Origin of the sequence: Methanothermobacter thermautotrophicus str. Delta H (genome assembly GCF_000008645.1) — an archaeon.
Classification (GTDB): domain Archaea; phylum Methanobacteriota; class Methanobacteria; order Methanobacteriales; family Methanothermobacteraceae; genus Methanothermobacter; species Methanothermobacter thermautotrophicus.
The window spans coordinates 579083-603061 of sequence record NC_000916.1; the positions used below are offsets into that span (position 1 = coordinate 579083).

20 protein-coding genes and 1 pseudogene are annotated in these 23979 nt (G+C 46.8%); 8 read left to right on the forward strand and 13 right to left on the reverse strand.

Annotation, left to right across the window (positions count from 1 at the left end; translation table 11 throughout):
- Positions 1–163: 163 nt before the first annotated feature.
- Positions 164–1687 (reverse strand): hypothetical protein, encoded by a 1524-nt coding sequence (locus MTH_RS03040; RefSeq protein WP_010876291.1) that lies wholly within the window; start codon positions 1685–1687, stop codon positions 164–166.
- 288 nt (positions 1688–1975) lie between these two features.
- On the opposite strand from MTH_RS03040, the gene MTH_RS03045 reads away from it, so the two are divergent.
- Together MTH_RS03045 and MTH_RS03050 are read left to right on the forward strand one after the other, a co-directional pair.
- Entirely contained in the window at positions 1976–2740 is a 765-nt protein-coding gene (locus MTH_RS03045) for a hypothetical protein (RefSeq protein WP_010876292.1), read from the forward strand.
- 160 nt (positions 2741–2900) lie between these two features.
- Entirely contained in the window at positions 2901–4031 is a 1131-nt protein-coding gene (locus MTH_RS03050; protein WP_238374237.1) for an oligosaccharide repeat unit polymerase family protein, read from the forward strand.
- A gap of 4 nt (positions 4032–4035) precedes the next feature.
- Here the strand turns inward: MTH_RS03050 and MTH_RS03055 are convergent, their stop codons facing one another.
- From MTH_RS03055 to MTH_RS03075, 5 genes and pseudogenes are all read right to left on the reverse strand, one after another.
- Positions 4036–6537, reverse strand: a complete 2502-nt coding sequence (locus MTH_RS03055; RefSeq protein WP_048060872.1) for a DUF5814 domain-containing protein — start codon at positions 6535–6537, stop codon at positions 4036–4038.
- 25 nt (positions 6538–6562) lie between these two features.
- The gene (locus MTH_RS03060) at positions 6563–8209 is read right to left on the reverse strand and encodes an AMP-binding protein (RefSeq protein ID WP_010876295.1); all 1647 of its coding nucleotides are present in this window, start codon (positions 8207–8209) and stop codon (positions 6563–6565) included.
- Between the two features lie 17 nt (positions 8210–8226).
- A pseudogene (locus MTH_RS03065) lies at positions 8227–8632 on the reverse strand (acyl-CoA thioesterase).
- 11 nt (positions 8633–8643) lie between these two features.
- Complete coding sequence (locus MTH_RS03070) at positions 8644–9216, reverse strand: helix-turn-helix domain-containing protein (RefSeq protein ID WP_010876297.1); 573 nt, start codon at positions 9214–9216, stop codon at positions 8644–8646.
- Between the two features lie 216 nt (positions 9217–9432).
- Positions 9433–9741 carry a hypothetical protein gene (locus tag MTH_RS03075; protein ID WP_010876298.1) on the reverse strand — a complete coding sequence of 103 codons (309 nt, stop codon included), beginning with the start codon at positions 9739–9741 and terminating at the stop codon, positions 9433–9435.
- Between the two features lie 119 nt (positions 9742–9860).
- On the opposite strand from MTH_RS03075, the gene MTH_RS03080 reads away from it, so the two are divergent.
- The 5 genes from MTH_RS03080 (at position 9861) to MTH_RS03100 (ending at position 13777) form a co-directional block, all read left to right on the forward strand.
- Positions 9861–11084 carry an ammonium transporter gene (locus tag MTH_RS03080; protein ID WP_010876299.1) on the forward strand — a complete coding sequence of 408 codons (1224 nt, stop codon included), beginning with the start codon at positions 9861–9863 and terminating at the stop codon, positions 11082–11084.
- 70 nt (positions 11085–11154) lie between these two features.
- Positions 11155–11493 carry a P-II family nitrogen regulator gene (locus MTH_RS03085; RefSeq protein WP_048060873.1) on the forward strand — a complete coding sequence of 113 codons (339 nt, stop codon included), beginning with the start codon at positions 11155–11157 and terminating at the stop codon, positions 11491–11493.
- Positions 11494–11713: 220 nt separating this feature from the next.
- Entirely contained in the window at positions 11714–12937 is a 1224-nt protein-coding gene (locus tag MTH_RS03090) for an ammonium transporter (protein WP_048060874.1), read from the forward strand.
- A 10-nt stretch (positions 12938–12947) separates the two neighbouring features.
- A complete protein-coding gene (locus MTH_RS03095) occupies positions 12948–13286 on the forward strand; it encodes a P-II family nitrogen regulator (protein WP_048060875.1) in 339 nt (112 codons plus the stop codon).
- Between the two features lie 140 nt (positions 13287–13426).
- Positions 13427–13777, forward strand: a complete 351-nt coding sequence (locus MTH_RS03100) for a hypothetical protein (RefSeq protein ID WP_048060876.1) — start codon at positions 13427–13429, stop codon at positions 13775–13777.
- A gap of 199 nt (positions 13778–13976) precedes the next feature.
- Here MTH_RS03100 and pdxS read toward each other — a convergent pair whose 3' ends face one another.
- Positions 13977–14858, reverse strand: coding sequence for a pyridoxal 5'-phosphate synthase lyase subunit PdxS (gene pdxS / locus MTH_RS03105; RefSeq protein WP_010876304.1), 882 nt, complete (start codon positions 14856–14858; stop codon positions 13977–13979).
- A gap of 151 nt (positions 14859–15009) precedes the next feature.
- Between pdxS and MTH_RS03110 the strand changes: the two genes are divergently transcribed.
- Positions 15010–15204: a hypothetical protein gene (locus tag MTH_RS03110; protein WP_048060877.1), complete on the forward strand. Its 195-nt coding sequence runs from the start codon at positions 15010–15012 to the stop codon at positions 15202–15204.
- A 32-nt stretch (positions 15205–15236) separates the two neighbouring features.
- Here MTH_RS03110 and MTH_RS03115 read toward each other — a convergent pair whose 3' ends face one another.
- The 6 genes from MTH_RS03115 to MTH_RS03140 all read right to left on the reverse strand — a co-directional run bounded on the left by MTH_RS03115 (position 15237) and on the right by MTH_RS03140 (position 23859).
- A complete protein-coding gene (locus tag MTH_RS03115; protein WP_010876306.1) occupies positions 15237–16031 on the reverse strand; it encodes a ribokinase in 795 nt (264 codons plus the stop codon).
- A complete protein-coding gene (locus MTH_RS03120) occupies positions 16028–16711 on the reverse strand; it encodes a HisA/HisF family protein (protein ID WP_010876307.1) in 684 nt (227 codons plus the stop codon). The genes MTH_RS03115 and MTH_RS03120 overlap by 4 nt, the downstream gene beginning before the upstream one ends.
- 145 nt (positions 16712–16856) lie before the next feature.
- Positions 16857–17195, reverse strand: coding sequence for a DUF2149 domain-containing protein (locus tag MTH_RS03125; RefSeq protein ID WP_048060878.1), 339 nt, complete (start codon positions 17193–17195; stop codon positions 16857–16859).
- On the reverse strand, positions 17152–17832 hold the full coding sequence (locus MTH_RS03130) for a MotA/TolQ/ExbB proton channel family protein (RefSeq protein WP_010876309.1): 681 nt from the start codon (positions 17830–17832) through the stop codon (positions 17152–17154). Before MTH_RS03130 ends, MTH_RS03125 begins: the two co-directional genes overlap by 44 nt.
- A gap of 16 nt (positions 17833–17848) precedes the next feature.
- Positions 17849–18559: a DUF2162 domain-containing protein gene (locus tag MTH_RS03135; RefSeq protein WP_052261160.1), complete on the reverse strand. Its 711-nt coding sequence runs from the start codon at positions 18557–18559 to the stop codon at positions 17849–17851.
- Between the two features lie 209 nt (positions 18560–18768).
- On the reverse strand, positions 18769–23859 hold the full coding sequence (locus MTH_RS03140) for a cobaltochelatase subunit CobN (RefSeq protein ID WP_115892226.1): 5091 nt from the start codon (positions 23857–23859) through the stop codon (positions 18769–18771).
- Positions 23860–23979: the final 120 nt, after the last annotated feature.

Consider the following 23979-nt stretch of genomic DNA (forward strand, 5'->3'; position numbering starts at 1 on the left):
ATGTTACCCATCATAATATGGGCACATTTTTCATGTTTTGCATTCGCCTTATTTAAAGCTTTATCAAAATCTCCTGTAGAGCAGCATGCATGCTAATCTTTTCCCTGGCTTGAAACATCGATCTTATCGATGCTGTACTTCTCTTTGGAATATTCAACACCCCCTACAATACCCTGTATACAACGAAGTCCTGATTCTCATAGATTTTCTGAAGGTAGGGATACTCCAGATCGCTTATATTGATGCGGTTTGGGTTGTAGAATAGGAAACTGCTGGAGGCGTTGAATTTAAAATCTCCACTCGCTTTAAGTCTTTTATCAAATACAAGATAACTGATTTCCCTTTCAGTCAGCTCATCCCTTGAAGGGATCTCAGATTTCTCATATAACAGGGAATCCACAGGTCTGTTTGTATATGCCATTACAAATCCCCCAGTGAAGTAATTTGATAGGGAGATCTTACCATCTTCATTTTGACTGTTGAACCATTTTGCAAGTTCAAATTCTGAATCAGTAGGAGGAGCAATGTTTATCCTTCCATAAGCAGTCATTGCACCGTAATCGGCTACCTTTGAGCTTGAAAGGTTGTTGAAGGCCTGGAAAACGGCAAATATGAAGAGGGCTATCAGGAGAATTCTTGCAATATCCTTATTTTTATTTTTGATTGCCTCCACGACGGATATCAAGCCTGAGGATGCCAGGATTGTGAGGGGAATCATTATGTATATGAGTACCCTGTAGGTTATGACGTTAATTCCAAAGTAGTAGGACTTTGAGAGAATAAACATTGAAATTATCCATAAAAGTATGAGGCGATCCCTTAACTCAAATCTTCTGATGGCAGGTATGATGCCTGCGACAGCCAGTACCAGAACAAAATATCCAAGGGCATCGGGATATTTAAGGATACTGAGACTCCTGGAAACAGAAAGAGATGTGGCGACACCACCATGTCCAAGACTCTTAAAGTAAAATGCTGGTAGCCACCATACTGATGCAATTAATCCTGCTGTTCCAATAAGGATGGCATACCCCTTCAAAGCCCTTTTTATAACTCCAGTGTCCCTTTCAAAGTAGAATTCAGTTATCACCAGACCCGCGGTGATGAATGTGATTGCAAAAACCAGACAGAATGTTGCGGCAGGATGTATAAGTGCGACCAAACCTGTTAAACATCCTGATATGAATGATGCTATAATTTTATCATCCTTAAAAAATTCATAGAAGAAGAAAATGCTCAGAGGAAGGAATATGAGAGCCATGTTCTCAGGCAGTGATGAACCAAGCCTCATGGCAATTGAGCCAGAGAAAAGGATTAAACCAGCAAAGATGCCAACGTACTTATCTTCATATAACCTTGAAGCGACCACAGTAACTGATAAAGCAACCAGAGCTGCTAAAAATGGTTGCATTAGCCTTGCCACATCAAAGAGGTCCATTCTGAGAACATAACCTAAAACTAGAATTACTAGGTGAAAAACTGGGGGATAATTAATAATGGTTCCCGGAGCGTTGTATATAGGGTCAAAAAATGTTAAACCATTTGCCATGTAAACCTTTGAAAGGTGAATATGATAGAATATATCCCACCCTATGGGCCAAGAATACTTAAGAGTCACTGAAAGAGTTATTAAAAATATTATAATGGACGGTATGAGGTAAATAAATTTTTGATACAGATCTTTCATGGAACATCCTCCTATCGTGTCATGTACACCTTGTTAGGGCTATGTTCCACTTGAATTTAAGTTTTTTTCTGCATTCAAATTAGTCACAGAAAAACATCTGCAGAACCAAAGCGTGGTTACCACGGTAACAATAAAAGATACTCCATAAGATTAAATAGGATGATGTTAATGACCTCATTATGATAGGAGCATGTAGAGTACTGGTATTCCTTAAAAAATGAGAAAATGTTAACATGATGCTGCTCATGTCTGAAATTAAGTTCTGAAAAAGAACTTGGAGAGATAGAAATGAAAATCGGTCGATTAACAATAATAGACATTTTGATAATCCTTTTCCTGGCCTCGCTAGTTTTATATGGCTTTTTCAAAACCTCAGACATCGATTCAAACATTCAATCATTCACATTCGATTCCTCTGAAATGACTAAGGTCCAGATAAAGTACAATGATCTTTACAGTAAGGGAAAAATCATAAACAGCAAAATCCATGGATTTAATTCCTTAAAGCAGAAGAGAGAAGAAATCTATGGTGAAGTTATATGGGTGGGAACCGTTAACGGAAAGGTGGAAGTCCTCCTTGACGTTAATGGAAAGAAAATTCTTGCCGGAGGATATGATGATAAATTTGCAGATTATTACATTGATTCCATCACACTGGAAGCTGCAGGTAGTAAGAACGCCACTGACATCATTATAGAACCCCTTAAAATTAACAGAATGTCCGATTTAATTCTGGATATTCCCGGGCTAAAATATGAGCTAACAACAAATATACCCATCAGCGATGTGGATGCATCCAGATTCCAGGAACTTACAAAGGAACTGTACAGCAGAGAAAGATACGTGCCGATCACATTAAATTCCCCTAACAGCAGGATAGAAGTATTTCAGGCCACACCCGAAGCCTTGAAGGTATCTGATGAAGTCCTCGGAGATCTAAATGGTCAGACAGATTTCATCACGATAAGGGTATACAACGCCAATGAGGACGTAATAGAGAAAATAAAAGGTAAGTACTCCGTCATAAAGGTCGTTAATCTCAACAACCTATAAAATTTTGAAGGTACCGATTATTATGAGCCAGATTTATGATACAACAAGAAGACTGTGTAAAAGCTTTGAATGGAAGTTTAAGGAAGCATTTATCTTCAATTTACTCCTGGCCCTCTTCATGGGTATTGAAGAGAAATGGTTAAATAGCTTTATAAAGAGTATGTATCCTGGACATAATTTTCTCAGCTCCCTCAAAAGGAGCAGGGTACTGAAAAACCATATCTTTTCACCTCCTTCATTTATCGTGTTCTTCTCAATGTTCATGGCCCTTGCTGCCATTCCAGTCCAGAAAACATTACAGATCAATATACTGATCGGTTTTTCATGTTTTCTTCTTTTTTCAGTGATTATGCCAGGGGTGATTCTAAGGGGTGATAGGTACCTGAGATTCAGTATTGATGACATCAGATCAATGGGTTTCACTTTATTCATTATTGGATCTGCCTTTCTGGCCATAACACTAACAGACGTTGGTGGCATCCCCCTCCTGAAACCTTCCCTCAGATACCTCCTCAATCCGAAGCTAACTATCCCGGTTTATCTTATGATTCCAGGGACAGCTTTCATGTTAGCTTACATAACCGATAAGATGCAAAAAAGCGTTATAGACAGATCAACTGCAAGGTTCCGGGCCATTACTGTTTCACTGACCTGTCTTGTTATGCTGGCCCTCCTGGGATACCGGACACCCCTGGTTGCTGTAATACTCATAACCTTTATCATGGGTTATTACAGTGGATTATTCGAAATATGGGAGGTCCTGGGATCCTTCGCGGTAGCCTTAATGATAATTATGGGCATAGGTTACTTCAGATCCGTTGAGGAGTACTCATTAAGCAACCTGGGTCCGCTTACAGTTCTAAAAATGAGGGCATCATTTACAATGAGCATACTCAACAGATTATCCGCACTTGCAGGGATGACAGGTGTTATGCATGGTGATTTAACCCTCAGCATGATTCCAGGTGCAGGTAGTGGTCCGCGAGCATTGATAGGGAAGCTGGTCCTCTGGAGAACAGGTGTTACAATCACTCCAACCCTGTTCGGTCAGATGCTTGTGGAGTTTGGTACCATCGGAGTGGCATTCGGTATGAGCATCCTTGGTCTTATCCTGGGAATTGGATACAGGATAATGCAAAAAACACGAGATTCGTTTTATATCATGCTCTACTCAATCGTGATGGCATACTGTCTCATCTCAATCGAAACTGGAATCCTTGATCAGCTCGTGGTTATCTACATTTTATGTGCATTTATTATATACATCTACAACATATACCTTAACATATGATTTTCTATGCCCCCCTACCTTTTTCAATGGCCCGCACAATCCCTGAACATTCCTTCAGGTACCTCCTCCTTTTAAATGCGCTGGCGATCCTCCCTATGGATTCAAGGGCCCTGACGGTGGTATCAAGCCAGCTGAAGATATCCCCTGGGTAGGCCTGAATCTGGTATCTGGACAGAAGTCCCCTGCTTATCTCCACCGGGTCCCTGCCACTGATACGCTCTGCTATAATATGTTCAGATAATCTGCGCTGTATGCATCCACAGAATGGTCTGTCCCTACATTCACAGGATAGGAAATCCATCTGCAAATTGAGAACAGCCTCCTGAAGTTTACTGTCAAGCTTCACAAGGTTATCCCCATCTGAGAGTATGTCGAGGGTTGAATCCGCCATCAGATTCATTGAGAACCTTGCTCCAGCTGCCCTGCTGAGGGCACGGTGCAGCCTCCCTGATAGATATGCTCCCTCAAAGGGTTCGAGCTCCAGTGCTATGTCCAGGGGTCTCCTTGAAGCCCCCTTAAGGTGGCCCCTTATGTACTCGGCATCGGTCACACCTATGAATGACTTTGAGACTGCCACCCCATAACCGGTGGCGCGGAGTCCACCATCCCTGACTATCATGCCATGGGATTCAAGGATGTCAAGGGCTCCTTCAGGGTCCAGGGGCCATGAGGGGTCTGGAGAGATTTCAGATTCAGATTTTATAGCACCTGAGGTTATATCTGCCAGGATGTTCTCAAGGACATCCTCCTCTGTGTAATTTACATCCACAGGGTCAGGTCCGCTTTCAAGGAGTTTGAGCGCCATGGCCTCCTCTGACTCGCCATCAAACTCCATTCCAACCTCTGCAAGGACATATACAACGCCACGGTCATGGTAGGAGGGTCTGCCCGCCCTTCCAAGCATCTGTGCAAATTCGTTGGGCATGAGCCACCTGTTTCCCATGAGAAGCGTTTCAAAGACTACCTGTGATGCCGGGAAATCCACTCCAGCGGCAAGTGCGGCAGTTGTAACTATTGCTGCGAGTTCCTGTGATGCGAAGGCCCTTTCTATGCGCTGCCTTTCCCTGTAGGATAAACCTGCATGGTAGGCCGCCGCCCTCACACCCCTCCGTGTCAGATAATCTGCAATGAGCCTCGTCTTTCTACGGGAATTGGTGAAGACTATCGTCTGGCCCCGGAACCCCTTTTCTGATTCTGTGGAGAACTCCCTCTCAGCAAGCCTGAGTATGAGGTTCTTCTTATCCTCCTCCCCCCTGGAGAATACGAGGTGCCTCTCAAGGGGGACAGGTCTCCTGTCATACTCAACCAGTCTAAGCCCGAACTCAGAGGCCACCTCAAGGTTGTTCTTCACGGTTGCAGAGAGTGCGATTATCTGGGCATCAGGAAAGAGTCTTCTTATGCGCTTTATCATTCCCTTGAGCCTTGAACCCCTCTCCTCATCCTCAAGGGTGTGGATCTCATCAATGACAACCACACCAACATCCCCCAGGATGCCAGACCTCCCTGCCCTCAGGATGTAGTCCATCCCCTCATAGGTTCCGACCACTATATCGGCTTTGCTAACATCTGTCTCCGGAATTCTGAGTTCATCTCTTGCCCTTATGCGACTCATACCGACCTTTATGGCTGTTTTGAGTTTTAGGGGTGAGTACCTCCTTCTGAAGTCCCGGTACTTCTGGTTCGCAAGGGCCACCAGTGGCGTGAGGTATATGAATTTTTCACCACCCAGGGCCCTGGGTATGCCTGCAAGTTCAGCTATGAGGGTCTTTCCGCTAGCAGTTGCAGATACAACCATGAGGTCCTCCCCCTCCAGGAGCCCCGCATCCACTGCAAGGACCTGTACAGGTCTGAGAACCGTGTTACCCTCCCTTTTAAGCATCCTCTTAAATTTTTCCGGTACTGCAAGTTTATCAAGAGGGACGCGGGGGGTCCTCTCTGATTCCGATGTCACGGTGTCATAGCGGGTCAGTTCATGGTTCTCGAGAGGGTCAAAGCGGGGGGACATCATCTCCAGTATCTTATCAAGGCTTACACCACGCCTTATAAGTCTCCTGAAGTTTCTGAATGTTGATCCGTCCATGCCTGCAAATTTAAGCTCCCTCTTTATGAGCTCATCAACGCATCTTGAACATATGATCTGACCTGCGTGCACCGTCGATGACCTTGAACTTACAACTGTCAGATAGCCCTCATGGAGGCAGTGCTGGCATACCCTTGCATACCTGTAGCTGATGCCGTAGGATGAGAGTAGATCCTCAATTTCCGGGTCACGTCCTGTTAAAATAACAGCCTGCTTCTTCAGTATCTTAAGGGCCTCTGATGGTTTCCTGAGGGTTTCACGTTCACCCTTCTCAACCGTGAACCTTGATATCCTCGGTCCTGCTTCTGTGCTCCTGATTTTTAGTCTGCCCCAGTAAGCAGGTTTTCTGCGTGTGTTGAGGATCTTCTTTGGGTTTCCTGCCGGTATAAAATCAACGGACCTTTTCCTTCTGTTTAAAACTATCATTATATCTCTCAAAAAAATTAAAAAATCAGGGCTGCTCCTTCTTCTTGAGGAGCTCAACCGCCATCTCCCTCAATTTGAACTTCTGGACCTTCCCGCTTGCAGTGAGGGGGAACTCGTCCACAAAGAAGACGTGCTTTGGAACCTTGTATCTTGCTATTCTCTGGATGGCATAGTCCCTCACGTCCTCCTCCAGGATATCTGCACCGTCCTCCCTTATGATGAAGGCTCCTACTATCTCCCCGTACTTCTCGTCGGGTATACCCACCACCTGCACGTCCTTTACACCCGGCATTGTGTGGAGGAACTCCTCGATCTCCCTGGGGTAGATGTTCTCACCTCCCCTTATGATCATGTCCTTTATTCTGCCCACGATGGAGTAGTAGCCGTCCTCATCCATAACCGCCAGGTCACCGCTGTGGAGCCATCCATCCTCATCGATGGCCTCTGCTGTCATCTCAGGCATCTTGTAGTATCCCTTCATGACGTTGTAGCCGCGGCAGCATATCTCACCGGGTTCTCCGGGTCCGAGTTCCTCTCCTGTTTCAGGGTCGACTATCTTGACCTCAATGTGGGGGAGGGGTGTCCCAACGGTCTCGACGCGCTTCTCGATGGGGTCGTCCACACTGGTCTGTGTGAAGACAGGTGATGCCTCTGTGAGGCCGTAGGCTATTGTGACCTCCTTCATGTTCATGTCATTCATGACACGCTTCATGGCCTCTATCGGGCAGGGTGACCCTGCCATGATACCCGTGCGCAGTGAGGAGAGGTCGAACATGTCAAACATTGGGTGGGTGAACTCTGCTATGAACATTGTTGGAACTCCGTAGAGTGCGGTGCACCTCTCCTTTTCAACAGCTGCAAGGACGAGGAGGGGGTCGAAGAGCTCTATCATCACCAGTGTGCCCCCGTGGGTGAGGAGGGCAAGGACACCCAGGACTATGCCGAAGCAGTGAAAGAGGGGTACCGGCAGGCATAGCCTGTCCTCCTCTGTGAACCTCTGTCTTTCCCCTATGTAGTAACCGTTGTTGAGTATGTTCCTGTGGGTGAGCATTACCCCCTTGGGGAATCCTGTGGTGCCTGAGGTGTACTGCATGTTGATAACATCGGTGTTTTTGAGGGTTGACATCACCGTCCTTAGCTCGGTGTCAGGGACGTGTTTTCCGAGGAGCATCAGTTCATTGGTGTTGTACATACCCCTGTGCTTCTGAGCACCGATGTATATTACGCTTCGAAGTTCAGGGAACCTTTCACTCCTGAGGTGGCCCCTCTCATGGGTCTTGAGTTCAGGTACCAGTTCATAGAGTGTCTGTACATAGTCAACATCCCTGAAGCCGTCTATTATGGCTAGGGCCTTCATATCGGACTGTTTCATGACGTATTCCAGTTCATGACTCTTATATGCTGTGTTGACCGTTACAAGGACCGCCCCTATCTTTGCAGTTGCGAACAGGAAGGTGAGCCAGTCAGGTACATTGGTTGCCCAGATACCAACGTGGTCCCCCTTCCCGATGCCAATAGATAGGAGGCCCTTCGCAAGGAGGTTGACCCTTTCATTGAATTCTCTGTAGGTGAAACGCAGGTCCCTGTCGGGGTATACTATGAATTCCTTATCAGCGTACCTTTCAACCTGTTTCTCGAAGAATTCCCCTATTGTATCTTCAGTGAAAACCATAAATCCACCCTTATAAGTTAATCTTCCTCCACGAGGTGCTCCTCAAGCTGCTTCCTTATCTCGGGAGGTATAGGCTTCTTTCTCTGCTCTATGAAGTCATAGTGGACAAGGACGGCCTTGTTCCGGTGCCTTGAGTTCCCCATCCTGCCATGCCTCATGCCCTATTGTGAAGGAGGAGTTTCCGATGTGGGTTATGTAACTCCTTATCTCAACGTCACTTCCATAGTACATCTGGGCCAGGAAGTCGAACTCCGTCCTCACGAGTATGAGCTTCCACTTCTCATAGCTGAGGTCGAGGTCGGGCGTGAACATCCTGAATATCGGGTTCCTGCCCTTTTCGAACCAGACCGCGAGAACTGTGTTGTTGACATGCCTGAGACCGTCTATATCCCCGAAGCGGGGTGTTACTGTGATTTTGAACATTCTATCATCAACTAGAATGGTGTGTAGACGACTGCAAGTATCCTTGCATTTTCCTCGCCGGCTGCATGGAGGTGGTGGGGTACCACGGAGTCATAGTAGATGCTGTCACCCTCTGATAGAAGGTAGCGGTCCTGTCCATAGATAACCTCTATTTCACCCTCAAGGACGTATATGAACTCCTCACCCTCATGGGATGATAGTTTGAAGTCATCGGTGTGGAGTTCCACGTCGATTATGAAGGGTTCCATGTGCCTGTCACCTTTACCTGCGCCGAGGGAGTGGAAGCTGAGGTTGCTGGTGTCTGTCTTCTCCTCATAGCCTGAGAAGTGTATCACCCTCTGGGTTTTACCCTTCCTCACTATGACCGGTTCGTCCTGGACCCTGTCATCAAGGAGGGTGCCGAGCCTCACACCAAGGGTTCTTGAGATCTTTATGAGGGGTGTGAGTGATGGTATAATGTCCCCTTCCTCTATTTTCTTTATGAGTTCCGCATTAACCCCGCTTCTTTCTGCGAGCTCATCTACTGTTATGTTCTGGTTATCTCTGAGCTGTTTTATTCTCTCTCCCACTGTGTTTTCCGGCACGTGATCACCTTAACATTATGGTAAGCTGTATCTATTATCTAAAATCTCAGTTTAAAAAAATTGCTGTTTAAAAATGTGCAGAGCATCAGCATATGCATGACGAACTGTTAAGTAATCTCCTAAATGATCTCCGGTTATCTGAAAATATGTCAATGTTCACATCCCTGCAGAGATGCAACCATTCCATGTAATATCTGAGGGGGTAATGGATTCGTATCAATCCTGGTTACGGTTAAATGGCGTGGAGGACCGGTTGGTTCTATTGTCAATGTAGACAGTGACATCGCTGGTGTTGGTTATATTGGTTGTGTTATTCAGCACATGCTTCCTGAGGGTTACCGGTTCAAAGCCAGGGTTTCCCATGGTCTGTATCTTTTCTTCGGAGGGAAGGATGTCAGTGGGTAGCTCAACTGCAAAGGATGGCTTTAGAAGTATACACATGGTCGATGAAAACCCGTAGGCAATTAAAGCTATCATGAGGATCGCGAAAAGCCTTCCCTTCTTTGTTGAGTTCAATGGTAACACCTCTCTACTTTTTTTATTCTCATGATATTTATAATGTTGGTAGATTTTCGGAAGTAGGTTACCGGCATCCTTATATTGGTGATTGCAGATATGTTAGGCACATCCAAAAGGAGAGTGATATGATGCTAAATTCAGGTGATACAGCATGGATGTTGATCTCAACTGCACTCGTGATACTAATGACGGTGCCAGGGGTTGCTATGTTCTATTCTGGTTTAACAAAACGTGAGAATGTTCTGAACACCATCTTTCTATCATTTGTTTCCCTTGGCATTGTGAGTCTGCTCTGGTTTCTGTTTGGATATGGTCTAATATTCGGCGGGGATGTTTCAGGGATCATAGGATCCCATCAGGTGGGCATCAGCCTTATTAATTTAGGGTCTGCTTCAAAATATGCTCCAACAATCCCCGAAGGACTCTTTGCAATTTTTCAGATGACCTTTGCTGCAATAACAGTTGCCCTGATTTCTGGCGCTGTGGTGGAAAGGATCAAATTCTCGTCATGGATACTGTTCATCCCCCTCTGGTTTGCACTCGTATATGTACCCGTGGCCCACTGGGTATGGGGCGGAGGATTCCTGCAGAACCTTGGTGTTCATGATTTCGCAGGGGGAATTGTGGTGCACATCACCAGTGGCATAGCCGCCCTTGCCCTTGCCCTTGTTACTGGTCCAAGATATGACCAGAAACTGATGCCACATCACCTTGGATATTCTGTTATAGGTACCGGTCTTCTCTGGTTTGGCTGGTTTGGATTCAACGCCGGTTCAGCCCTCTCTGCCGGATCCCTTGCAGCTAACGCCATGATAGTGACAAACACCTCTGCAGCGGCGGGTATGATAGGATGGATCCTCATGGATAGACTTAAAACCGGAAAACCAACACTTCTTGGCGCTCTTTCTGGAGCAGTTGCAGGCCTGGCATCAATAACACCTGCAGCAGGTTTTGTGGATATAGGTGCCTCCATTGTCACCGGACTTGTGGCAGCTGTTATATGTTATCTTGCAGTTTCATGGCTGAAGCCAGCTGCTGGATATGATGATGCGCTTGATGTATTTGGGATTCACGGTGTTTCAGGGATCATAGGAACCCTTGGAGTTGGTTTATTTGCAGTTCCAGCCCTAAACCCATCTTTGACCTCAGGAGGTCTTTTAACTGGAAGCACATCCCTTCTTGTCAGTCAGCTGATTGGTGTTGTCACCGTCACTGTCTACACCTTCGTCGTTACATATATCCTTGCGATGCTGCTGATGAAATTTAAGGGGCTCCGTGTTGAAAGGGAAGAGGAAATTCAGGGACTTGACATAAATCTCCATGAGGAAACAGGTTACAGACTGACATGAACACAGATTTAAACATGGTTCACAGAAGTACTTATAAGAAATCCGGTTAAGGATATTTAAGGTGAAGACCATGAGGAAAATCACAGCAATTATCAGAAGGGAGAAACTTGAGGATGTTAAGGATGCTCTGGAGCTTATGGGAATCCACGGGATGACGGTTTCAGATGTGAAGGGAAGGGGTCAGCAGATGGGTATCCGGGAGAGCTACCGTGGAATGGACTACTGTGTTGATCTCCTCCCAAAGGTTCAGCTTGAGATCGTGGTTGATTCAGAGGACCTTGAAAGGACTGTTGAGGCGATATCTGAAAATGCCAGGACCGGGGATGTGGGTGATGGAAAAATCTTTGTAACCGATGTAATTGATGTTGTTAGGATAAGGACAGGTGAACACGGCAGAGATGCCATCTAGGAAATTAAACAATTATTTTTATTTAACATATTTCAGTAATTGAGGTTATTATCTAAACTTGTTTTACTCAGCATACATTTATCTGAAACTATATCCGAAAGATTTATATATCAGCATCATCTTACTCTCATTGTCGGAAGTTACCTTCCTATTTCCGACTATGATATAAATTGTTGGAGAGAAAAAATATAATTAAGAACAATATATGGAGATGACTCTGATGGATGCGGTCTTAAACTCCGGTGACACTGCCTGGATGCTGGTATCAACAGCCCTGGTAATGCTGATGACGGTTCCAGGCGTGGCACTATTCTACGGGGGTTTAACAAAAAAGGAAAACGTGCTGAACACCATGTTCCTATCCCTGATAGCCTTCGCAGTGACGAGCATAATATGGGTACTCTACGGCTATCAGTTCGCCTTTGGAGCTGACATAATGGGGTTCATAGGAAGTCCAGTGAACCTGCTGATGAACGGGGTCGGTGTTAACACTGCTGCTGCACTGGCACCAACAATACCAGACTTCCTCTACATAGCATTCCAGTTAACATTCGCAGCAATAACGGTTGCACTCATATCCGGTGCCGTCGTTGAAAGGATGAAGTTCTCAGCCTGGCTGGCATTCATTGTGCTCTGGGTGAGCCTGGTCTACGTGCCGGTGGCCCACTGGGTATGGGGCGGAGGATTCCTGGCGCAGCTCGGTGCCCTGGACTTCGCAGGCGGTACTGTGGTTCACATCAACTCAGGTGTTGCAGCACTCGCACTCGTCTACCTCCTCGGTAAGAGAAAGGACACGAGACTTCTGCCACACAACCTGGGATACTCAGTGATAGGTGCTTCACTGCTCTGGTTCGGCTGGTTTGGATTCAACGCCGGTTCAGCACTCACGGCAGGTGGACTTGCAGCATCAGCCTTCCTGGTGACCAACACTGCGGCGGCTGCTGGTATGGTATCATGGGTTATAATGGACTACCTCAAGGTGGGTAAACCCACAGTACTCGGCGGAATATCCGGTGCAGTTGCTGGCCTCGTCGCCATAACACCTGCAGCAGGTTTCGTAACTGTACCTGCAGCCCTCATCATAGGCCTTGTCACGAGCGTAATATCATACCTTGCAGTATCATACCTCAAACCAAGGCTTGGATACGACGATGCCCTGGACGTCTTCGGAATACACGGCATGTCAGGTATATGGGGCTCAGTGGCAACAGGCCTCTTTGCAGCGCCATTCATCAACGAACTGGGAACAGGCCTCATATACGGAAACCCTGGACAGCTGACAGCACAGGTGATAGCCGTGGCAGTTGTGGCTGCCTACTCCTTCGTGGTGACACTGATCATCGGCAAACTCCTGGACTTCACCGTTGGTCTGAGGGTGAGCGGTAAGGAGGAGATGGAGGGCCTTGACACCCACCTGCATGAGGAGACAGGCTACAGGATCTGAGGTGATTTTCATGAAGGAAATAGTGGCCATAATAAGACCTGAAAAACTGGAGGAAGTTAAAAACGCCCTTGAAGCTGCAGGGTGCCACGGTATGACTGTGACAGAGGTCAGAGGACGGGGGAGACAGCTCGGTATAACAGAAAGTTACCGTGGGAGGGACTACAGGATAGACCTCCTCCCCAAGACAAAGATCGAGATAGTGGTGAATGATGAGGACGTGGACACCGTGGTTGAAACAATAGTTAAAAGCGCCCAGACCGGAGACATAGGGGACGGAAAAATATTCATATCAGGGGTAGATGAGGTTGTGAGAATAAGAACCGGTGAAAGTGGAAAAAAAGCTGTTTAATTTTTTAATTCATTGCTTTCATTTTTTAAAAACTACTTAATCCCACCCTATTTTTCTTTTCAGGTTTTAAATTAAAGAACTATTTAATTACATATAAATACATGGAAACCCCAAGTAAGTATCAGATCTGGGGTGGGGATTTGAAGGGACATGTTATGTTTATTACAGTAATAGCATCTGTTTTTTTACTTGGAGTTGTATCTGCGGACACAGGGAATAACACGACAAACACTACTACTTCACTGAATACAACTGCAGTAGAACCCCTTGCGAGTGGTATCCAGATTTCTGTAACACCCACAGCCCTCAACCTTGGCACCGTGGACCCCGATGGTCTTGAGAGAGCATATTACTCCATAACAGATGTATCTATAAGAACAAGCGGCGGGATCCTGAGGGTCTCTGTAAGGGCCAGTGGCGACCTCATAAGTATCAACAACAGCTCAAACAGAATACCACTCTTAAACCTCAAATACAGCATAAAATATTGATGCCCCTACGGGCCCATAGATGTTCCAAAGAGAAGCTTCACAACAAGATACTACACTTTCTGGACCTACAGAGGCTCAGTTAATATAAAAATCCCTGTAAATTATTATCTGACTGTGCCGCCCTATACAGACCCCGGAACATACAGGGTAACTGTCACCTACAGGGCCCTTTAAAGATTAAAAATAATAAAGGATGGATTTACCATCCTCTATCCTGCATTCTGCCCTCTTCAGGGATTTCGCTGATTTCCAGCCCCCTCATTGCTGTTCCAAGTCCCCTTGAAACCTCTGCTATAACCTCAGGGTCATCATAGTGAGCTGTGGCCTCAACTATGGCTCGGGCATACCCCTCAGGGTTGTCTGATTTGAATATACCTGAACCAACAAAGACACCGTCGGCTCCAAGCTGCATCATGAGGGCCGCATCTGCAGGTGTTGCAACCCCCCCGGCTGCAAAGTTAACCACAGGAAGCTTTCCAAGTTTCGCTGTTTCCCTGACAAGTTCAAGGGGGGCCTCAATCTTTCTTGAAACCTCCCAGAGCTCCTCTTCCTCCTTGTTCTGGATCTCCCTGATCTCACTCATCATTATCCTCATGTGCCTAACTGCCTCAACGATGTTGCCTGTTCCTGGTTCCCCCTTGGTCCTTATCATGGCGGCCCCCTCATCTATCCTTCTGAGGGCCTCTCCAAGGTTCCTTGCACCGCAGACAAATGGTACAGTGAATTTCTTCTTGTCTATGTGGAACCTCTCATCAGCAGGTGTCAGGACCTCACTCTCATCTATCATGTCAACTCCTAGGGCCTCGAGGACCTGGGCCTCCACGAAGTGTCCTATCCTGACCTTGGCCATGACCGGTATGGACACCGCATCCATTATCTCCTGGACCTTGTTTGGATCAGCCATCCTTGCAACTCCACCTGAAGCCCTTATATCAGCAGGTACCTTTTCAAGGGCCATGACAGCGACTGCTCCTGAATCCTCTGCAATTGCTGCCTGTTCAGCGTTGACAACGTCCATTATAACGCCGCCCTTGGTCATCTTTGCAAATCCCTTCTTGAGTACTTCTGTACCATGCAGCATGATAAATCTCCTCCATCAGAATGATCATTATTATCTTTGAAAATAAAGGGTTAAATATCTATTGCAGCAGTTCATGGCACCGGTATGCACAAGGTATTTAAGAATCCCCACCATATAATTCACAGTTAAAAAAAGCGTGTTAGTGATTCAAATGGTTGCTGGAACATTCACCGGATCTGTGATCTACTCCCATGCAATACCTGCACTTATGGGATTCCTGAGCATGATTCTGATATGTAATGGTGTTATGGATGATAACCGGGACCAGGTCCTTGCAGGTGTGGGCATATTCTTTGCAGCCGGACTCTTACCCTTCATCATCCTGCCCTTCATCCTGGGAATCTAGTCAGATTTCACCCTCAAGTTTTCTTGTGGCCATTAGGGATGCAAACCTTCCAGCCGCCTCCGGCCCCACCATTCTTCTGGCATGTACATAGGCTGCCATGTAGGTATCCCCAAGGCCGTGGGGTCAAGTTCTCTCACAGCCCTCACAGCCCTTATCCTTGTTCTGGAGCCGCCATGGCAGATGACTGAACCCCTCCTGCCGCATGTTACCACCGCCTCAGGGGTATGCTCAGCCAGCATACGCAGAGCCCTCAGAGGGTTATCTGAGATTGTCCCGAGTTCATTCACATCAAGGAATACACCATCCCCTGCCTCCATGACCCTCCATATGTGCCCTGCATGTTTCAGTATTACACTCCTTCCCTGAGGGTGCCTGAGGTAACCCTGGAGTCCTGTGTAGAGCCTGTACCTTTCACCCAGGAATTCCAGGGTCCTGAGGGGTATGTCTGATGGGAGGAGGGGTCCTGCGAGCACTGCAGTCCAGTCCAGTGATGCAAGGCCTTCAAGGTCCTCCACCTCTATGGGGTTTTCAGCAAAGTTTGACCTCTGAGTCCTTCCTGCAGTATCCCCGTTGGAGTAGATATTTTCAAATTCAACTGTACGGTCATGGTATACAGGCACAATCCTTGTTTTATCCGGGAATTCCTCAAGAAGTTCGGAGTCATCCTCTGAGATGGTCACAAGGGCTGTGTGACGGACTCCAAGGTGGGACAGGAGTCTTGAGTAGTAGTAGACCGCACCACCAGCCTTCACCTCATGGGAGTCCCCTCTCACTATATGGTCCCTGCTTACCGGACCGATAAGGAGGTAACCTTCCCCTGAGCTCACCCGGGCCTCACCATCCCTTCATGGAGTGCCCTTCCAACAAGAGCCGCCCTGACACCCATAGCCTCAAGTTCAGGTATCTCCTCAGGGAGAACACCACCCCCGGGTATTACACGCTCGATAAGGGGTCTGAAGAGTTCAAGGAGTTCCCTGTTGAAACCAGAGGATGTACCGACGGACCCGATATCCAAGAGGATTATGTCTACTTCATATCCCATCAGGAGGTCCCTTAATTCCTCAAGTCCAATCTCAAGGTTTCTTGAGTGGAGCCTCATGTCCTTAACGTCCACGCTGACAACGGTCCTCTCAGGAGGATAGTTCCTGAGGATCTCCTCCAGCTCCTCTGTGCTCTCAAGGGTCTCCGTTGCAACAACGACCCTTGATGCGAATTCAAGCATGAAGTGGAAGGTTTCGAGATCCCTGACACCGGCATCAAGGATCACGGGGAGGACATGGTTCACCCTCCTCACTGCCTCAAGGTTTGATCCTGTGCCCTCGATGGCATCGAGGTCCGCTATGTAGATTGACCTTGCACCTGCTGCCCTGAGGGATAGTGCAATGTTAACTGGATCCGGTGACGGTGAATATACTGACTCCAGGGGCCTGTATTTTTCACGTTCACCGGATTTGCCGGATACCGCGATACCATCCATTAAATCAATAACAGGTATGATCTCAAGCATCGGTATAACTCCTGACTAGCTCAATTCTGAATATTTTATGTGTATGGAATACTTAAAGCTTCATGTAAATAGCAGGGATCTAAAAAATAGGGGTCTACAATAAAAAGAGCAGTACTTGCTGTGGAAATAAGTGAAAGGCGGTCCATTATCCCTGGACCATTATGAGTTTACCTGTCTTGGGGTCACGGTAGACTGTTCCCATCTCAACGTATCCCTGACCCGAACCCGAAGTGGTCTGTGGAGTGTCGTTAAGTTCCTGACCCTTCTGGACCTCAACAGCCTTTTTCATGGCCTCCATGGTCTCCTGTCTCTCCTGGGGAGTCATATCTGCAAATACAACGTTCTGCATGTTCCATGAGAGTACCAGGAATATCAGGAAACCGACTGAGAGTACCAGCATGGCGTCAACCAGGTTGGCGCTTCCAGCCATGGGGTCCTCTTCATTTTGATCCGAGAGGAGCCTTCGCCGGCGTCTGAGTGGCATTATCCATCACCTCCAGCACTGCCTCGGCCATTGTCTCAAGATTTGAGAGGTACTCCTCATACCATCTTCTCCTGACCTTGGAGATGATGTATGCTATACCCCCTGATGCAAGTCCCACAACTGTTGTATCGAAGGCTATGATGATGGCCTGGGCCAGTGTATTGATGTCACCTGCCCCGAGGGCTGCGAGTCCTGGACCCATGGGTATGAGTGTCCCCATCAGTCCAAGGGTTGGGCCGAGTCTGGTTACAATGTCTGTCTTCTCAAGGCTCTTGGCAGCCCTGAGTTCCTCATTCTCTATCAACTTCCTTGCGAGGGCCTCCCTTGATTTTGGTCCGAGTTCAGCTGTCCCTGCGATATCAGTGAGCACGGCCTTCTGGCTCTGTGGTATGTCCATCGAATCGACGACCTCAATTATCTTTTCAGGGGTTCCTGGGTTTGAAATTGATTTTATTGCCGATTCAAGTTCCTTAACATCAGTCCTTATCCTTCCAGAGTACTCTGATATGAGCCCTCCGAGGGTCACTATGGCGTATACCATGAATAACAGTAGACCTGCTATAACCGGTATGAGGAGGCTCTGGGAGACAACGTGTAGTGCACCGCTCAGTATCTCACTGCCGGGTACTGCAACCATATCATATCACCTCTTTCTATTCTATGAATGTGCTTTTTCTCTTGTTAAGGTATATTCCAAGCCCCATCAGCGCGAGGGTTCCAAGGACGACGTATATTATTGTGTCTATCCCCGGCACCGTGAGGGGTGTCATCTTCATGCTCATGACGCTGTTCACGTTGGGGAGCACGATGGCAGCTGTCAGGAAGTATAGACCAGCAAAGAGCATGAAGTTTCCAAGTAGAACCGGGTATGGTTTCTTGATGGCGGCTGCGATCCCGTTGGCAAATACATAGAAGAAACCTATGAATGCTGCAAGGATTATTCCTGAGTACTTGCCAAGTGTAACCGCAGATACTCCTATTATCGGTGATACCAGAATTATGCTGACGATGACCGCCCCGAAACAGCAGGGGCAGGGTGCAACCATAGCCACACATGCAGTCTTTGCTGTGTCACGCCTGTGTTCTTTCCACTCACGGAGAGTGTGGACACCTGCGAATATGAGAATGGCTGCCATTATGATTGTTATGAGCGAACTGTAGGTGTTGAAGAAGCCCTGAACCGAGTTCATGTAGGCATTTGCCAGTGCTGAAAGGGCATAAATCCCTAGACCGTAACCTGCGGTTATTAGGGCCGCCATCTTCCTTGATAGGCCTGCAAAGCCCATTGCCAGTCCAATCTTCACACCGAATATCAGGAGAACCGATAGGATTCCTGCCTGCCACAGTAGATTTGCAATGTCCATGATCCACACCTTCCACCTTCAAGTTTTGTGATAATTAGTATATAAATTAAATTATTACAGTTCCCTAAATTAAACGCCAATTTTTATTACTACATTTTTTATTACTGAGATCCGGATCCAGATAATAATTCATTCAAATAAATTTTATTTAAATTAAAGTTAATGTGATATTTAAGTTTTTTCAAAAGAAAAAATAATTGGGGAAGGGGTTATTTCCTTCCAGGTCCCATGAAGTAGCCCACTCCAACCAGGGCAACCAGTGCTATGACACCCAATATGGCGTACACAGGCATTCCAGTATCTGATGAACCGGAGGAACCAGATGCTGTAACCTCATATGATTTTCCTGCACCCTGTGATGATTCAGAGCCTGCTCCCACATTCTGTGAGGAGCTCTGAGTACCTGGACTTGCCGCTGAAACACCTTCAGATCCTCCTGAGGTTCCACTACTTCCATCATGAGGCTGCCCTCCGGGTGTTGAACCTGATTCTCCACCCTGGTTTGGGTTCTCAGATGGTGCAAAGGCTGCGGCCCCTGTGGCTTCGTATATCTTTGACTTAACCCTGGCAAGTAGATCAGGGTTAACATACTGCATTGCCCACTCCATCATTGCAAGGTTGCCGCAGCTGCAGTCACAGCATGCCACACCGTACTCAGCAACAGTGCTTGCCCATGTATTTGCAACCAGCCTCAGAGTGGCCTCATCAGCCTTCCAGAAGCCCTTATGTGCTGCTGTTAATAGCGTCCCTGTTATACTGATCATAGAATATGCCCTGTTACCTGTGGAGAGCCATCTGTTCACACCTAGATTGTATTTGTCTTTAATGTATATGTCTGTGATCTCATTCCAGTCATAGTCATCAACAAGCTGTGGTGCGGTAACCTGCCATCCCCAGAGGTATGCGACGAACTTGTTTGAGATGGTCCTTGCACCGCTATATCCCTCGTTCATCATTGACTTTATCCATTCAGGGTTGTAGTAGCGTGTCCTCATTTCACGTCTCATGAACTCCTGCAGTGAGACAACTTCAGGCCTTGATGGGTTGGCGTAGTAGAGCACATTGAGTGAAGGTGCCACCCCACCGTTGACCTTCTCAATTGCCATTGAGAGGCCCCCATAGTAGTCGTAGTAGTCATCGTTGTCAATTACACCATAAAGGTTGGTGCTCCTGCTGTGGTATGCCACTGTTACACCCTTCAGGAGATTCTCAAAGAGACCTTCCATTGATGCTCCCCAGCGCGTGTTTGAGTATGCGTGACTCATCCTTCTGAGGTATACATCGGCAAGTTCTGACCTGTTATCCCATGTCCATGCCTCTTCAACACCATGGTTAACCCCTGCGCCATAGTCACCGACAGGTGGAGCGAATATACGTGTTATGGCAGTATCACCGTCATAACCTGCGAGTACCAGCTCTACCCAGTGCTTTGCAATGTAATTGACGTTAAGTGAATCATTTTTGTCTATGATTTTAAGAAGATCTGCCATTGTCTTAGCCTGTTTGAACTGTCCTGTGAGCAGTGGATCTAGGGCAAGGTCAAGCTGTGTCTTGAGTTCGGGGTAAGCTTGAAGGATCTTTGAGTATGATGCTCCGAGTGCAACCCTGTATGCTACGTCCATTTTGGCCAGAAGGTTGGGGAATAGATCCCTGAAGAGGCCACTGGTGGTTACTATGACATCAATCCTTGGCCTTGATGTGAGGTTTGAAAGGCCCATGCTGCTTCTCACATTATTGAGGTCTGATAGAAGCTCTGTTAAATTTGTTGGAACTATGTAGGATAGTTTTCCGCCTCCGAGCCAGGTCTTATCGTCCATCTTTGGCTGCACACCCAGCATTCTCAGGACGAATGAAACCATTGCACCGTCGTCTCTTGCCGTCTCAACGCACCAGACCACCGCAGCCATCTTTTCAGGAATTGTATCGAGCTGGGCCAGGGCCATATCTGCGAGCCTCTTACCAAGATCCCACGCCACCTTTGTTGGTAGTGTGTTGTCGTCCTGGGCATAGAAGTTTCTTCCTGTTGGAAGGGCGTATGGGGCCTTAACTGGATCTCCTCCCTTTGCAGGAGTTATGTAGTGTCCGGATAGACCCTCCATAAGTGCATCCATTTCACTGGAAGGACTGTCCTTAAGGAGTGATGCATACTGGAGTGCCAGCTCAAGCTTTGAGTGGAGTGTTGCCTTGAGAGATGGATCCGTGATGTTTTCAAGTAGTGTGTCGATCGATGTTCCCCTTAAAAGTTCCATTATCATCTCTACAGTGGCATTGTTAAGTGCTTCAGCCTGTTCAAAGGTGAGGTTGCTGAAATTCCATCCATTCATCATAGATATGAGTCTCTGTAGTGATGGGTCCACGTCGCTGTCTGGTGAGAGCATCCCTGATACCATGAGGGCCACTTCACTGTCAGTCCAGTTGAGACCAAATGTGTCAAGTCCATAGGGCATCAGTGTACTGGTAATGCTCAGAAGGTAGTCATGCACCCTGTCTATGTCATCGTCCGTCATGTTGGTTGCGTTAATCCCAAGATCCCTTGCAAGGTCAAGTTTGATTATGGTTTCCCTGATCTGCTTTGCATATTCGTCTCTCATGGGGTTTCCAGTTGGTGTAGCCTCGTAACTTGACACGAGCCCTGCAAGTTCCTGAAGGTCACCGTAGAGCTTTGTTCTTGTCAGCGGTGGTGTTAAATGATCTATGATCACTGCAAGTCCTCTTCTCTTGGCTTGCAGACCCTCTCCAACACCATCCATTATGTAGATGTATAGTGATGGTGTATCTCCTATGCATATATCAGGGTAATCAAAGGATGAGAGGGCATACTGTTTCCTTGGTGTCCACTCGTAGGTTGCGTGTCTTCCAACGTGTATCTGCGCATTTGCACCGAAAACCGTGTTTACCCATGCATACCATGCAAGGTAGCAGTGAGGTGGTGGAACTATTGTGCTGTGGTAGAGGTTTGCAGCGTCGGCTTCCCATCCCCTCTGTGGTTCCGGGCCTATGAAGACATTTCCAAACATGAGCCCCGGGATCACTACGTACTTCCTTCCATTTCTTGTTACAACCATGACGTTTCCTGGTGGTTCACCCCAGCCAGTCATCCCTGAAACATTGAGGGCCATGAACTGGTTTTTGTAGATGTAGAAGAGATCCCATGCCGTTGTGTTGGATGTGTTCCAGATGACTGCTGTCAGGGCAGCGCTCATTTTGTTTATAAGATCAATTGCTGTTCCTGCGATCTGAGGGTGTGTATTCGCATTTGAGATCATCTCCTGGGTCCAGCGGTTGAGTGTCTTGAGCATTTCATCCCTGACCCTGCAGTCTCCTTCATTGATACACTGCACCGCAACCCTTGTGAGTTCCTCTATGTATCCAACGGGACCTTCAACCATCTCCTTGCGGGCAACAGGATCAAGTGTATTGAACCATGCAAGGTAGTCCTCGTATGGCCACAGTATTGCATTTGAACTGTTTGCAAGTTTCTCAAGTTCACCGGGGGCCCAGTTGGCAACATTTATACCGTTTTTGATCATCATCTCAACCAGTGCATCAGCGTCCTGCGGTATTTCACCAACACTGTAGCCCTCTGCCTTCATGCGCTTGAGTATCTCAATGATACTTTCGGGGACATTAAGGTAACTTGCACCTATGTTCTGCTTACCCGGCGGGTAGTTGTAGTATACAATTGCCACCTTTTTGTCACTATTTGCCATGGTCTGGAGTCTGATCCAGTTGAAGGCCCTGCTGACAAGTTTCTCTATCCTCTCTGGAATGGTCACTGTTATGTCCCACTGTGCACCTGTTTCAGGATCTGAACCTATCTCACCCACACCTATGGCAAGTGGTTCTATCTGACCCTGCATCTCTGGCTGTGCACACTGCCAGTAAACTGACATCCAGCTGAATCCCTCCTCTGAGACAATCCACTGACCAATTGTTCTGTATGTAGAACTGGTTATCATTGCCCTCAGAACAGGGATATTTGATCTATCAAAGAACTTGGTAACACTGGCACCGGATGTTGTTGACCCGGTTATAAACGTCAGCATATCTATGATAACGTTTGCCTTGACAGGGTATTTTTCAGGGTTGGCCTCGTACTGAACAACGTTTGATGCATCTGTGAGAAACTTTACTAGGGCTGAATATACGTTCACCGGCTGTACTGTGCTGATCTTGAGACTCCTTATTAGGTTACCATTATCAAGTATCTGAACCTCATAAACATTCGCACTTGAGACGCTGGTAACACCAAGGATTGATGTGAGGTCAGTGTAGTTCCCTATTCCCCTGATGGCAGTTATGTTGTAGGTCTGGTTTGGCATGCATAGCGTCTGGATAATGTTCTGCATACCAGTCTGGTTGAGGATGACATAATTTGACCATGTACCTATAACTGGTATGACGTTGAGTCCCCTTGAGACGAGTGCATCGATTATCTGCTGCATCGCATCAGCGTAGGTGACCTCCCCTGTGGATCCAACATAGCTCAGGACAGCCACTGTGGGTTTAGCTGGATCCAGAGGATATCTTGTGAAGTAATCCTCCTTTGTAAACCTCTGACCATCACGGTAGAGGAATTCTGATGACAATGGAGAAGCTGGTTCAACAGTCGCAGGCTCCCAGCTGCTGTTCCATGGTATTCCGCGCATGTTATAGTACATCTTTAGTGCGAGTTTGAACTGATTTTCAAGGTTTGTTTTGCCCGCTGCTGCATAGTACAGGGCGCAATCTATCCACTGATGCAGTGCTGTGTTTCCAGGGTATTTCTGTTTATATGCTATAAGAGATGTAAGGTCTCCGTCGTGACATGCGCCTATTAAAGTACCTGGTCTATCGTATGTTCCAATATCACTGTCGTTAACACCAGTGAAGACCTCTGTATTGTTTATTCTGCTCAATTTGACGAGAGTTGGTCCGCTTTCAAATGCAAAAAACAGTTTGTTTTCTAATATTGATGGATGGGCTCTTATAACAGCTTCAAAGGAACCGTTACCGGCGAGCTGTGTGCCCCATTCAGCAATTATAATACTGGAACTGTTGATGAGTGACAGTATCTCATCGCCTGTCATGTTACCTATCTGTGTGGTGGATCTTATCTGGAAATTCACCCTCTTCGCATCCCTGTTTGTGAGGTTCATTACAGTGTATGCAACTTCATTGTAACTCTTTGTGGCTGTAGATGACCCTATAACCAGTACAGTAGTTGAATTATCCTCCGTGCTGTTGTCTGCTGCTGCCACGCTCTGGCAGAACATTAACATGAGAAGAACTGCTGTTACTGTAATCAGATGTTTTCTCATGATCTTTTCACCTCCTTTGAATTTTTCAATATCCATTTATTGTGAAGACAATATAAATTATTGTTATTACTATTTTGAGGCAATCGAAAAATAGAGTATTAATAAACCGTTAACTATTAC

Coding starts and splice junctions, on each gene's coding strand:
- MTH_RS03040 (WP_010876291.1), bottom strand. CDS start 1,687: ATGAAAGATCTGTATCAAAAATTTATTTACCTCATACCGTCCATTATA.
- MTH_RS03045 (WP_010876292.1), top strand. CDS start 1,976: ATGAAAATCGGTCGATTAACAATAATAGACATTTTGATAATCCTTTTC.
- MTH_RS03050 (WP_238374237.1), top strand. CDS start 2,901: ATGTATCCTGGACATAATTTTCTCAGCTCCCTCAAAAGGAGCAGGGTA.
- MTH_RS03055 (WP_048060872.1), bottom strand. CDS start 6,537: ATGATAGTTTTAAACAGAAGGAAAAGGTCCGTTGATTTTATACCGGCA.
- MTH_RS03060 (WP_010876295.1), bottom strand. CDS start 8,209: ATGGTTTTCACTGAAGATACAATAGGGGAATTCTTCGAGAAACAGGTT.
- MTH_RS03080 (WP_010876299.1), top strand. CDS start 9,861: ATGATGCTAAATTCAGGTGATACAGCATGGATGTTGATCTCAACTGCA.
- MTH_RS03085 (WP_048060873.1), top strand. CDS start 11,155: ATGAGGAAAATCACAGCAATTATCAGAAGGGAGAAACTTGAGGATGTT.
- MTH_RS03090 (WP_048060874.1), top strand. CDS start 11,714: ATGGATGCGGTCTTAAACTCCGGTGACACTGCCTGGATGCTGGTATCA.
- MTH_RS03095 (WP_048060875.1), top strand. CDS start 12,948: ATGAAGGAAATAGTGGCCATAATAAGACCTGAAAAACTGGAGGAAGTT.
- pdxS (WP_010876304.1), bottom strand. CDS start 14,858: ATGCTGCATGGTACAGAAGTACTCAAGAAGGGATTTGCAAAGATGACC.
- MTH_RS03110 (WP_048060877.1), top strand. CDS start 15,010: ATGGTTGCTGGAACATTCACCGGATCTGTGATCTACTCCCATGCAATA.
- MTH_RS03120 (WP_010876307.1), bottom strand. CDS start 16,711: ATGCTTGAGATCATACCTGTTATTGATTTAATGGATGGTATCGCGGTA.
- MTH_RS03125 (WP_048060878.1), bottom strand. CDS start 17,195: ATGCCACTCAGACGCCGGCGAAGGCTCCTCTCGGATCAAAATGAAGAG.
- MTH_RS03130 (WP_010876309.1), bottom strand. CDS start 17,832: ATGGTTGCAGTACCCGGCAGTGAGATACTGAGCGGTGCACTACACGTT.
- MTH_RS03135 (WP_052261160.1), bottom strand. CDS start 18,559: ATGGACATTGCAAATCTACTGTGGCAGGCAGGAATCCTATCGGTTCTC.
- MTH_RS03140 (WP_115892226.1), bottom strand. CDS start 23,859: ATGAGAAAACATCTGATTACAGTAACAGCAGTTCTTCTCATGTTAATG.